10 protein-coding genes are annotated in these 12,883 nt (G+C 44.1%); all 10 read right to left on the bottom strand.

All coding sequences use genetic code 11. The features are described 5' to 3' along the window. Positions 1–379: 379 nt before the first annotated feature. Positions 380–1,636, bottom strand: coding sequence for a threonine ammonia-lyase IlvA (gene ilvA, locus AC1Z3S_RS12090; RefSeq protein ID WP_461740566.1), 1,257 nt, complete (start codon positions 1,634–1,636; stop codon positions 380–382). Between the two features lie 14 nt (positions 1,637–1,650). Then, entirely contained in the window at positions 1,651–2,646 is a 996-nt protein-coding gene (gene ilvC, locus AC1Z3S_RS12085; protein WP_461738114.1) for a ketol-acid reductoisomerase, read from the bottom strand. A gap of 54 nt (positions 2,647–2,700) precedes the next feature. Next, complete coding sequence (gene ilvN / locus AC1Z3S_RS12080; RefSeq protein WP_265459616.1) at positions 2,701–3,186, bottom strand: acetolactate synthase small subunit; 486 nt, start codon at positions 3,184–3,186, stop codon at positions 2,701–2,703. Further along, positions 3,183–4,883 carry a biosynthetic-type acetolactate synthase large subunit gene (gene ilvB / locus AC1Z3S_RS12075; protein WP_461740565.1) on the bottom strand — a complete coding sequence of 567 codons (1,701 nt, stop codon included), beginning with the start codon at positions 4,881–4,883 and terminating at the stop codon, positions 3,183–3,185. Before ilvB ends, ilvN begins: the two co-directional genes overlap by 4 nt. Before the next feature lie 6 nt (positions 4,884–4,889). Next, on the bottom strand, positions 4,890–6,581 hold the full coding sequence (ilvD, locus tag AC1Z3S_RS12070) for a dihydroxy-acid dehydratase (protein ID WP_461740564.1): 1,692 nt from the start codon (positions 6,579–6,581) through the stop codon (positions 4,890–4,892). A gap of 659 nt (positions 6,582–7,240) precedes the next feature. Continuing rightward, positions 7,241–7,828 carry a 3-isopropylmalate dehydratase small subunit gene (gene leuD, locus AC1Z3S_RS12065; RefSeq protein WP_461740563.1) on the bottom strand — a complete coding sequence of 196 codons (588 nt, stop codon included), beginning with the start codon at positions 7,826–7,828 and terminating at the stop codon, positions 7,241–7,243. Between the two features lie 10 nt (positions 7,829–7,838). Next, a complete protein-coding gene (gene leuC / locus AC1Z3S_RS12060; protein WP_461740562.1) occupies positions 7,839–9,209 on the bottom strand; it encodes a 3-isopropylmalate dehydratase large subunit in 1,371 nt (456 codons plus the stop codon). Continuing rightward, positions 9,209–10,264 carry a 3-isopropylmalate dehydrogenase gene (gene leuB, locus AC1Z3S_RS12055; protein WP_461740561.1) on the bottom strand — a complete coding sequence of 352 codons (1,056 nt, stop codon included), beginning with the start codon at positions 10,262–10,264 and terminating at the stop codon, positions 9,209–9,211. Before leuB ends, leuC begins: the two co-directional genes overlap by 1 nt. After that, positions 10,261–11,799 (bottom strand): 2-isopropylmalate synthase, encoded by a 1,539-nt coding sequence (locus AC1Z3S_RS12050; protein WP_461740560.1) that lies wholly within the window; start codon positions 11,797–11,799, stop codon positions 10,261–10,263. Before AC1Z3S_RS12050 ends, leuB begins: the two co-directional genes overlap by 4 nt. 464 nt (positions 11,800–12,263) lie before the next feature. Then, entirely contained in the window at positions 12,264–12,881 is a 618-nt protein-coding gene (locus AC1Z3S_RS12045; protein ID WP_461740559.1) for a hypothetical protein, read from the bottom strand. Between the last annotated feature and the right edge of the window lie 2 nt (positions 12,882–12,883).

Genomic DNA, 12,883 nt, shown 5'->3' with positions numbered 1-12,883 from the left:
TTTTACAGATGTAATTTCCGAGACAGCTGGGATTTGACCTTGTGATTCCACCGTTCCGTAAGACAGGAATTCCAGTACTCCTTAGGTCCGGTAGGCCTCATCACAAATCGATAATTCTTACCAAATATTGTTCGGAAATATTAGTTCTGTATTCACTTATGCACAGTCTTTCAGTTCATTCTAAAAAAAATTTAAGTTTAACAATAGGAGCGATGGAATAAATCAGATAGTCTCTAAAGAATCTGAAAGCACTAAAAATTGAAATAATTAGCAACAAACCAAAATTTTTAGAACCATTTTTGCAAATTCTGCACTTATATTTCCTTCACTGTAAATCGGTTATAATTTTATCGCTTTAGTTACCTCATCCCTACCAATCCTAAACCAGCAAAGAATACAACATCTGATTCTCTTTCAAATCAATATACTTTGGATCGAAGCCTGCCAGGTTTTCTAATAGAGCCGGCAAATCTTCTTTGTTTCGCAGCTGGATGCCAATCATTACTGGACCCATGCCGCGATTGATTTTTTTAGTGTATTCAAATCGCGTGATATCGTCATTGGGACCTAAGATGTCCGTTACAAATTCCTTTAAGGCGCCGGGACGTTGCGGGAAATTGACTAAGAAATAGTGCTTCAAGCCGGCATAAATTAATGCCCGTTCGTCAATTTCTGACATCCGATTAATATCGTTATTGCCACCGCTGATGACACACACAACGGTTTTGCCTTTAATTTCTGCGGTTAGATGATTCAAAGCTGTTACGCTTAGAGCGCCGGCTGGTTCAACTACAATAGCTTGTTTGGTGTATAAATCCAAAATGGTGGAACAAACTTCGCCTTCGTCAACTGTGATTAATTCATCAACATAGGCGGTGGCGTGTTCATATGTCAGTTGGCCTACTTCTTTAACGGCTGCCCCGTCAACAAATTTATCAATTGTTTCCAGCATCACCGGTTTTCCAGCAGCAAAAGCAGCTGTCATGGAAGGGGCCCCTAAAGGCTCAACCCCCACAACTTTAGTTTCAGGGGAAACGCCTTTGGTATAGGAGGCAACTCCGCTAATTAGTCCACCGCCACCAACTGCGGTTAAAACAAAATCAATTTGGACATCCGCCGCCTTAGCCTCGTTGAAAACTTCGACCGCTAACGTGCCTTGACCGGCAATAATTTTTTCATCATTAAATGGGTCGATAAAGACGAGTTGATTGACTTGGCTGAATTCTTTGGCGGCCGCTGCGGAGGCATCAAAGGTATCGCCGATTAAACGGACCTCGACAAAATTTCCACCAAAAAATTCGACCTGGGAAATCTTTTGATTCGGTGTAGTTGTCGGCATGAAAATAGTCGCAGGAATTTGCATTTCATTACACGTATATGCAACTCCTTGGGCGTGGTTACCGGCGCTGGCACAGACGACGCCTTTTTTAATGGCGTCATAAGGCTGGGACCTAATCGCATAATAGGCCCCCCGCAATTTAAAGGAGCGGACCTTTTGCAGATCCTCTCGCTTTAAATAAACTTGGCAGTCATATTTTTCTGAAAGATAGCGGTCATATTGTAAAGGCGTCTGATCCACCGCCTCAGCAATCTTCTCATAAGCCTGTAACACGTCTTCTGCTGTAACCAATGACATACTTCCACCTCTTATTAGTCATTTTTTGATACGAAGGGCATCATTTTCCGAAGGTCGGCGCCAACTTTTTCAATTGGATGACCGGCATTGTCTTCACGCATTTTGTAGAACTCTTTAAAGCCATTTTTGTTATCATCGATAAAGCCTTTAGCAAAATTGCCGTTTTGGATATCCGTTAAAACAGCCTTCATGTTTTTCTTAGTCTCAGCCGTGATGACCCGTGGACCAGAAACATAATCACCATATTCCGCAGTATTTGAAATAGAGTTCCGCATTTTTTCAAAGCCTCCTTCATAAATCAAGTCCACGATAAGTTTCATTTCATGACAAACTTCAAAGTAAGCTAATTCTGGTTGGTAACCAGCTTCGGTTAGGGTTTCAAAACCTGCTTCAATCATGCTGGTCAAGCCACCACATAATACAGCTTGTTCACCAAACAAATCGGTCTCAGTTTCTTCTTTAAAGGTCGTTTCTAACACGCCGACACGGGTAGCGCCAATTCCTTTTGCATAAGAGAGAGCTTTTTCACGAGCGTCGCCGGTAGCATCTTGGAAAACTGCAAATAATGCTGGTACCGCAAAGCCTTCTGTAAAGGTCCGGCGTACAAGATGGCCGGGGCCTTTTGGTGCTACTAAGAACACATCGACATCTTTTGGAGGAGTAATGACGTCAAAATGGATGTTGAAGCCGTGGGCAAAGACTAAAGAATTGCCCGCTTCTAAATTCGGTGCAATTTCATTTTCGTAAAGTGTGCCTTGAATTTCGTCTGGCGCTAAAATCATTACAACATCCGCTTTTTTAGTTGCATCGGCTGCTGATAATACTTCAAAGCCATCATTTCTGGCTGCTTCGGCAGACTTGCCTTCCCGAATTCCGATTACGACTTGATTGCCGTTGTCCCGTAGGTTTTGGGCATGGGCATGGCCCTGTGAGCCGTAGCCGATAATTGCGATTGTTTTACCTTCAAGCTGATTTGTTGCAACTGAATCATCATAATATACTTTTGCCATAATACTAATTCCTCCAATTGGTTGGTTTATTCAAAAAGCCTGCGCTTTAAGTAACTAATTATTTTTTCCTCTGGTAAAGCCGGTGATACCGGTTCGGGCGACTTGTTTAATGCCGTAAGGTGCGACCACATCAACAAAGGCGTTGATTTTTTCGCTGGTGCCTGTCACTTGGATGACGATTGTTTTGTTCCCAACGTCGATAATGTTGCCGCGAAACGGATCGATTAAAGCTAAAATCTCTGAACGGCTGCTAGCGGGAGCATTGACCTTGACTAAAATTAATTCTCGTTCAAGATGAGGCTCATCGGTAATATCCGAGACCTTTATCACATCAATCTGCTTATTCAGCTGCTTGGTGACCTGTTCGCTTTCTGCCAGATCTGCCACATGAATGACGATTGTAATCCGAGAGACATTTTCCAGCTCGGTTGCCCCGACGGAAATACTATCAATATTTACTTGACGGCGGCTTAACACGCCACTAAAACGGTTTAAGACTCCCGAATTATTATTTACGGTTGCAGTAATGACTCTTCTCATTTACTCCACACCCCCAACATCTGATAGTTTGGTTTGCCGGCCGGTACCATCGGCAAGACATGCTCTGTGTTTGATACGACGACTTCAATTAGTGCTGGGCCGACCTTTTCAAAGGCGGCTTTAAAGTCCGCTTCAAAGGTCGCTGGATTGTCAATCCGGGTGCCAGCAATGTGATAGGCCTCGGCCATTTTGACAAAATCCGGTTGACTGCTAAACACTGACTCTGAGCGACGATTATCAAAAAAGCTTTCCTGCCATTGCCGCACCATACCGAGAGAATGGTTGTTCATCAAAATTACTTTTAAATCGATGCCGTAATCATTTAAAATCGCCAATTCTTGATTGGTCATTTGAAATCCGCCATCGCCAACAAAAACAACGACCTCTTTTTGCGGTTGGCCTAGTTTGGCGCCAATTGCGGCGGGAATGCCATAGCCCATCGTGCCTAAGCCGCCGCTGGTGATAATCTGGTTTTCATTTTCAAAGGGATAATACTGGGCGACCCACATTTGATGCTGGCCAACATCTGTCGCAACGATTGCTTGACCGCCTGTCAGCTCACCGACTAGTTCTACTACCCGTTGCGGTTTGATTTCATCAGTGGCTTGCCGATCAAAATTAAAAGGGTGCATTTTCTTACGGGACTGGTTTAGCTTCCGCCACTCTTCACATTTTGGTTCTCTGGAGCCGGTGGCAATCAACTGTTTCAATGCTTCCTTCGCATCCCCTACAATCGGAATTGCCGTCTCAATAATTTTCCCGATTTCAGCCGGGTCGACATCGATATGTGCGACAAGCGCATTAGGGGCAAATTCCCCCGGCGCACTGGCTAAACGGTCGTCAAAGCGGGAACCAATGTTGATCAGCAAATCACAATCGGTTAGAGCCATGTTTGCGGCAAAAGAACCGTGCATCCCCCCCATGCCTAAAAACAGCTCATGTTCATAGGGAATGCTGCCTAAGCCGAGTAAAGTCGTTAGCACCGGCACTTGAAATTTTTCGGCAAATTCAATTAACTCTTGACTGGCGTTGGCTTGGATGACTCCCGCACCAGCTAAGACAACCGGTTTTTTCGCTTCGGCGAGGGCTTCAACTAATTTTTTGACTTGCAGCTGATTAGGCTGAAAAGTCGGCTGATAACTTGCTAAATTCACCGGTGGGAGCTTAACCGGCGTCATTTGCGAAACCGAAATATCTTTTGGTAAATCAATTACGACTGGACCTTTACGACCGGTGGTGGCAATGTGAAAAGCTTCTGCCATCATGCGGGGCAGGTCTTCAACTTCCCGCACTTGATAATTATTTTTAGTGATGGGCATCGTCAGCCCTAAAATGTCTGCCTCTTGAAACGCATCTTTACCAATCCCTGCTGTCCCGACCTGTCCTGTGATAACGACTAAGGGAACTGAATCCGCCATAGCATCGGCAATGCCGGTGACCGCATTGGTAGCTCCGGGCCCGCTAGTTACAATCACAACTCCTGGTTTTCCGGTAGCTTTCGCATACCCTTCGGCAGCATGGACTGCACCTTGCTCGTGACGAGTGAGAATATGTTTGAAATCAGCGGAGTAAAGGGCGTCATACAAAGGCAAGACTGCGCCGCCGGGATAGCCAAAAATCGTATCCACACCCTCATCCTTCAAGGCTTGCAATAAAATCTCAGCACCTGATTGTCTTTTTTCTTCTTTCATAAGCATCCATCCTTAATCCAGTAAATCTTCTGGTAATTTCATCACACCTCCTGTATGAGCAGAGGTGACTAAAGCCGTATAGCGGGCCAACCAACCTTTTTTAACTTTTGCTTTAAAACGGGGCAACTGATCTTGTCTAGTAGCAAGGGTTTCTTGGGGGACATTTAATTCAATCCGACGATTAGTCAAATCAATCGTAATCTCATCACCATCTTCAATTAGAGCAATCGGTCCGCCGGCTGCCGCTTCAGGTGAAATGTGTCCAACGGCGATTCCCCGAGTAGCTCCGGAGAAACGGCCATCAGTAATCAGTGCAACGTCCTTGCCTAAACCGCGACCAACAATACTTGAGGTTGGCGCTAGCATTTCCGGCATTCCCGGACCACCTTTAGGCCCTTCATAGCGAATGACCACGACATGTCCCGCCTGGACTGTGTGATTATCAATCGCCTCCACTGCTTCATCGTGGCTGGCAAAACAAATCGCTTTGCCGACAAAGGTCTTAATCGAAGGATCTACTCCGCCGACTTTAATGACACTGCCTTCTGGAGCGATGTTGCCATATAAAATCGATAAGCCGCCGACCGGACTGTAAGGATTTTCCTTTGGATGAATCACATCCGTATTTTTAATGGCCGCCGTTGCGACATTTTCTCGCAAGGTGTTGCCGGTGACCGTGATACGGTCGGGATGAATCGCCGTTTCCAAATCAACTAACTCTTTAATGATTGCGGAAACTCCGCCAGCTTCATGGACATCGTGCATCGAGTAAGCTGAAGATGGTGCAATCTTAGAAAGGTAAGGTACTTTTTTGGCGATTTCATTAATATCTTCTAAGTTGTAGGGAATCTCGGCTTCATTTGCAATGGCTAGCGTGTGGAGCACGGTATTCGTTGAGCCCCCCATCGCCATGTCTAATGCAAAGGCGTCGTCAATCGCTTCTTTGGTGATAATGTCTCTTGGCTTCACTTGATTTTTCACTAAATCCATCAGCTTGAAGGCCGATTGGCGAACTAATTCTCTGCGTTCTTCAGAAACGGCTAAGATTGTCCCGTTGCCCGGTAAGGCCATACCTAAAACTTCCATCAGGCAATTCATGGAGTTAGCGGTAAACATTCCGGCACAGGAGCCACAGACCGGACAAGCATTTTGTTCCATAAAACGAAAATCTTCTTCGCTCATTTTACCGTCTTTAAAGGTTCCAACTGCTTCAAACATTGAGGAAAGTGTTGTTGAGTGACCTTTTGGATCAATGCCGGCCTTCATAGGACCGCCGGAGCAAAAAATGCCCGGCACATTGGTTCTCACGGCCGCCAGCAGCATTCCGGGAGTAATTTTGTCACAGTTAGGAATATAAAAGACTCCGTCAAACCAGTGGGCATTAATTACTGTTTCCGCAGCGTCCGCAATCAATTCGCGGCTGGGTAATGAATAACGCATGCCGATGTGTCCCATCGCAATGCCATCATCAACGCCAATTGTATTGAATTCAAAGGGAATTCCGCCGGCTTCAATAATCGCCGCCTTAGCAATGTCGGCCAATTCCCTTAAATGGACGTGTCCGGGAACGATATCGATATAAGAATTACAGATAGCGATAAAAGGCTTTTGCATATCCTCAGCATTTTTTACCTGCCCGGTAGCATATAACAGGCTGCGGGCGGGGGCCGCATCTATTCCAACTTTAATTTTGTCACTGCGCATAAACAACATCTCCTTAGTTTTCATTACTGCTGCTAATTTTTTAAATTAAAAAGGCATCCCGTAAATTTAGGGATGCCTTCGTCAGAGCCCCATCTACCAAAGACAAACAGGACTCAAAGTGTCAGAAATTTTCTCTGCCTTCAAAGTCCTTGATCATAAAATTAAAATGACTAAATTTTGTCTTGAGTTTTTCATAGGGGGTTACTCCTCAATTAACTTAGATTAAATTTCCGTGTGAAAAGATTGTGCTTTTGTTAAATATTATTCTTAATGTTCTCATTTGTCAATATAAAATTTTGAATTTGTCTGAAAATTCTTAATACTATTTCGTTTTTAGCGGAAAATTCTTTGGATAATAAGGGAGATGGCTAGATTTTGACTAAAAAATGGCTAAATATCACAGACACTATAGCGAGCTCCAAAAGTTAAATTTTTGGTCTAACTTTTTAGAGTCACTATACATGGCAAGTCCCTTTTTCCTTAAAAAGGAAAAAGCAAAGAGAGGAAGCTAGCAAATTTTTTAATTTCCTAAGATTCCTACTCTTGCTGCCAAAAAAGTTTAGCTAGGCTGTGACAATAGCTAAAACAAAAATATGGGATTTTCTATCTTAGGGCTTAAAAAATCTGTACAGTTAAAACAGCTTGGATATTTTTAATCCCTATTGCCAATAGCTGGGAATTGCTGCCTCATAATCTGCAATCGCAGCTTGATAATTCATAGTAATTGAAATGTCATCCAAACCATTTAATAATTTATCCTTCCAAGTGGCATCAATCTCGAAGGTAAATTTCTGGTCGCCGGCGATGATTTCCTGAGCAGCCAAATCAATCGTCACTTGATTATCCTTAGGCAAAGCCGCCAAAAAATCTCGTTCTGCTTGAGGTAAAACAATTGGCAGCAAGCCATTTTTAATGGCATTCATATAAAAAATATCGCTAAAGCTGCCGGCGATGACCGCTCGAAAGCCATAATCAAGAATTGCCCAAGCAGCGTGTTCTCGCGAGGAACCAGAGCCAAAGTTTTCCCCTGAAATTAAAATTGAGGCTCTCTGATAGGCTGGCTGATTTAAAATGAAATCAGGATTGTCCTGTTGTCCTGCGCTGTAACGCCAATCGTTGAAAAGAAATTGGCCGTAGCCCTTTTTTTCAATCCGTTTTAAAAAGACTTTAGGAATGATTTGATCGGTATCGATATTATTATTCATAAGCGGGACGCTTTGCCCCGTGTGCACTGTGAAAGTTTCCATATTTTTCTCCTTAAATGGTTGTTCTAATGTCGACAAATTTTCCGTTGATGGCTGCCGCTGCCGCCATGGCCGGAGAACAGATATGCGTACGGGAATTTTTTCCTTGTCGGCCTTCAAAGTTGCGGTTTGACGTAGAAGCGCAATGAATGCCTTCTGGCACGCGGTCTGGATTCATCCCAAGACACATTGAACATCCCGGTTCCCGCCATTCAAAGCCCGCTGCTTGAAAAATTTTATCCAAGCCTAGTGCCTCAGCTGCTCTTTTGACTGGTCTTGAACCGGGTACAACAATGCCGGTCACGCCGTCTTTAATCGTTTTGTTTTCAATTATCTTAGCGGCTTCTTGCAAATCAGAAAGCCGGCCATTGGTACATGAGCCGATAAAAACATATTCGATATTAATGTCCGTCGGATTTTGTCCCGGGACCAAGTCCATGTACTGATAAGCCCGCTCATCATTGATATCTTTGATTTCCGGTAGCTTGTCAGTAATCGGAATGCCCATGCCGGGATTAGTTCCCCAAGTGATAAAAGGCGCTAGATTGTTGACATCTAATTCCAATAGCTCATCAAACTGAGCACCTTCCTCTGTTTTCAACTGCTGCCAATCTTTAATGGCAGCCGCCATGTCGGTTGGTGCATGTTGTTTACCAGCGACATAGGCGAAAGTTTTTTCATCTGGCGCAATTAGACCCATCTTAGCGCCACCTTCAATCGACATGTTGCAGATGGTCATGCGTTCTTCCATCGAAAGAGCTTCAATCGTATCGCCGAGATATTCCACGGCATAACCAACACCAAAATCAACGCCGTATTTGGCAATCAAAGCCAAAATAATATCTTTGGCATAGACGCCCTCAGGCAACTGACCGGTAATTTTTACGCCCATTTTTTTGGGTTTGCTTTGCCACAAGGTTTGCGTTGCAAAAACGTGTTCCACCTCGCTGGTCCCAATCCCAAAGGCTAGCGCCCCGAAAGCTCCATGAGTTGCTGTATGAGAATCGCCACAAACAATGGTTTTCCCCGGCTGCGTCAAGCCGGTTTCTGGTCCGACCATATGCACAATCCCCTGCATTTCCGAACCGTTATCGCACAGCTCGATGCCAAATTCTTGGCAGTTTTCCCGCAGCGTATCGATTTGCTTTTTCGAGATCAAATCGGTGATGTTGTAAATATCCTTAGTCGGCGTGTTGTGATCCATCGTCGCAAAGGTTTTCTTTTTTTGATGCACATCCCGCTGATTTTCCCGCAGTCCTTCAAAGGCTTGCGGCGAAGTCACCTCATGAATGAGATGCAGATCGATATATAAAAGCTGCGGTTCGCCTTCTTTTCCTGTGATGACATGTTTTTCCCACAGCTTGTCAAATAGAGTTTGCACCATTATCTTACCTCCGTCGATTGTAGTGTGTTGATGACTTCTTGTGTAAATTCTTTGGTTCCGTATTTCCCGCCTAAATCGGGAGTATAAATCCCGGCGGCTATCACCTGATCGCAGGCCTGTTCAATTTTTTCAGCACTGGCAAAATAACCAAAGCTTTGTTTTAACATCATGGTAATCGAATAAATCATCGACAAAGGATTCGCTAAATTTTTCCCGGCGATATCCGGAGCCGACCCGTGAATCGGCTCATACAATGAAGGCCCATTATCACTGTGGCTGGCACTTGGCAAAACGCCGATGGAGCCGGCCAGAACAGAGGACTCATCACTTAAAATGTCGCCGAAAAGATTTTCCGTGACAATCACGTCAAAGGCTGTCGGCATTTGGATAATTTTCATCGCAACCGAGTCCACTAGCTGATTTTCAAACGTGACCTCTGGATATTCTGCCGCAATTTCTTCGGCGATGGAGCGCCAGAGTTTGCTAGTGGCCAAAACATTGGCCTTATCAACAGAAGTGACTTTTTTGCGTCTAGTTTTCGCCAGCTCAAAGGCTTGGCGGATAATCCGTTCAATTTCTTTTCTCGTGTAGACATTGGTGTCTAGCGCTTCTTCAGGACTCAATCTTCTCGGTTCGCCAAAGTAAATGCCGCCGGTCAGCTCTCGGACAACAACAAAGTCCGTGCCCTTGACTATCTCTTCTTTAATCGGTGAAAATTTCACCAGTTCGTCTAAAATGGTAATTGGACGAATATTGGCAAAGAGGTTTAAAGATTTTCGCAAGGCCAGCAAACCTTTTTCAGGAGTTTCAGAACCTGTCTGCCACTTTGGTCCGCCGATGGCTCCCAATAAAATGGCGTCGGCCTTTTCACAGGCCGCCAGCGTGTCTGCCGGTAAAGCCTGTCCCGTTTCATCAATGGCAGCTCCGCCAAAGACTTTGTCCTCAATCGTAAACTCCAATTGATCGATTGTTGAAATCGTCTTTAAAATTTCTAGACCACTTGCCATAATTTCTGGGCCAATGCCATCGCCCGCCAATGCTACAATTGTCTTCATGCTTTTTGCTCCTCTTTAAAAATATTTTTCATCGTTTCATTTGCCTGCAGATAAGCCAACGCTGAAGCCTTCAAGACATCAAAATTGATGGCAACGCCGGTATACATGTGGTGGGTTTCGGTGTCTTCAATCATCACCCGCACTTCTGCTTGGGAATCTTCCCCTTCAGTTAGCGCTCGAATTTGGTATTCCGCCAAACGAACGGGCCGTGCATAAACTTCGTCAATTGCCGAATAAATCGCCTCAATACTTCCTTGACCAACCGAGGTGCCGACGTAACTAGTCGTATTTTTCGGACACTTAATTTCAACAATGGCACCTTGCTTGCCGTTAGCAACATATTGCAGCTGCAGATTTTCCAAAACGCTTTGGGCTTCTTGCACCTGCTGTTGTGTCGTCACTAGCGCATGCAGGTCAACATCGGTAATCTGTTTCTTTTTATCTGCCAGAGCTTTGAATTTTTCAAAAGTCGCATTTTTCTTGTCCTCACTCAAATCGTAGCCCAGCTCTTTAATCTTAGCGAAGAAGGCGTGGCGCCCAGAAAGTTTGCCCAATGGCAACGAATTGGTTTGAATACCCACCAATTGCGGTGTGATAATTTCATAAGTTTCTGGATTTTTTAACACGCCGTCTTGGTGGATACCTGACTCGTGGGCGTAAGCATTGCCGCCGACAATCGCCTTATTTTTAGGAATGGCGATTCCTGACAATCTGGACACCAAGTCACTCGTTTTTTTCGTTTCCGCCAGAACAATTTGCGAACCAGCTTGGTAAAAATCTTTTCTGACATAAAGGGCGAGGGCAACTTCTTCAAGGGCGGTATTGCCAGCTCTTTCACCGATGCCGTTGACCGTTCCCTCTACCCGATTGGCGCCATTTTCAATGGCCGCCAGCGCATTAGCTGTCGCCATCCCCAAATCGTCATGGCAGTGGGAGGAATAAATAATTTCTTCGGTAGTCTGAATTTTTTCTCGCATTGTTTTAAAAATTTTTCCATATTCAGTCGGATTCGAATAGCCGACTGTATCGGGAATATTGATGATCGTCGCCCCGGCGTCTACTGCCCGTTGAACCGCCTCCACCAGAAAGTCAATCGGTGTCCGCGTCGCATCCTCCGGTGAAAATTGTACCTTGGCAAAATATTTTTTAGCATAGGTCACATGCTCGGTTATCGAATCCAATACTTCATCAGGAGTCATTTTCAACTTATATTCCATATGCACTGGGCTCGTAGCCAGAAAAACGTGAATCTGCGGATACTTGGCTCCCTTTAGCGCTTTATACGCCGCATCGATGTCTTCTTTTTTACAACGGGCCAGGCCGGCAACAGTCATTCTTTGACAAGCATTGGCAATGCTTGTCACCGATTCGAAATCCCCCGGCGAAGCATTGGGAAAGCCGGCTTCGATGGTATCAATGCCCCATTTTTCTAATTGGAGCGCAATTTGTAATTTTTCTTGAGGATTAAAATTTACCCCCGGTGTTTGTTCGCCGTCCCTCAATGTCGTATCAAAAAATTGTATTTCTCTGGCCATAGTCATTTCCTCCTAATGAAATAAATATATAAAAAAAGCATTCCATAAAGTTTTTAACTTTATGCAATGCGAACAGGACTCCTTTTATCTTTTACAAGAAAAAGAGCCCCGCTAGATTAATAAGTAAACGTATGAACGTGAATAGCCTTTAATTTGATTGGTCATTAAAATCACCTTTGAATTTTCAGAATTTTTAGTTAATTTAGTATGCAGTCAACGATACTGGTAAAAGGAAAAAATGTCAAGCGTTTTTTCAATATTCAGAATAAAAAGAATTTTACTTAAACATTCGCTACTTCAATTCCATAAGAATAACTTATCCCTCAGAAAAATAAAAAATCGCCTGTAAAGGAGACTTTTTCAGGCGGTTGATAAGTATTATCAATTTTTTTAGAAAAAAACTTGGCTGAATTACAAATTTTTTTGTGGATAGAAAAATAATTGTGCGTGGTAGATTGTCTAGCCTAAGAGAGCCTGTTGTCTTCAACCTCGGAACTTTTCTTGTTGGTCCTTTTTAAAATCATCCACAGCCCGATGCCCATGGTCACTCCACTAAAAATCAGGCCTAAAATGGCATTGGCCGTTGCCTGATGCTGGGAATCAGAAGAAAAAGATAAAATGGCGCTTTGCGTTAGCACCAGGCCAATCAATGACGAAGATAGATTCAGCAATTTTACCGCCTGTAGCAGCAAATTTTTCTGGCGATTGGCTTTTAAAATGCCATAGATGCTGACGCCCACCTCAGTAAATGAAATGGTGGCAATCGCAATTGCCACATTCGGTTGATAATAAACCGTCTCTTGATCAATAAATAAATGCAGGGCATAAATTAAGTAGATAGCGCTAGCCACTAAAATAAGCAGACCAACCCGCCGATAATAGATTTTTTCTTGATCGGCGGCTTTGCCCATGCCCAATACGCCCTGATGTTTGCCTAAGCCAATAGCGGCTGTGTAAAAGGCGTTCACCCCTAAAAAGATGGAGAAGGATAGCAGGGCAAAAATGAATTTACCGCAAGCAATCCCATAGCTACCGATTGCCGACCATTTTAGACGTACGACTTGATTTTTAATATCCAACATGG

The sequence above is a fragment of the Enterococcus sp. LJL90 genome, from assembly GCF_056924355.1.
The sequence above is the reverse complement of the archived record's forward strand: the minus strand, read 5'-3'. Positions and strand labels throughout refer to the sequence as shown.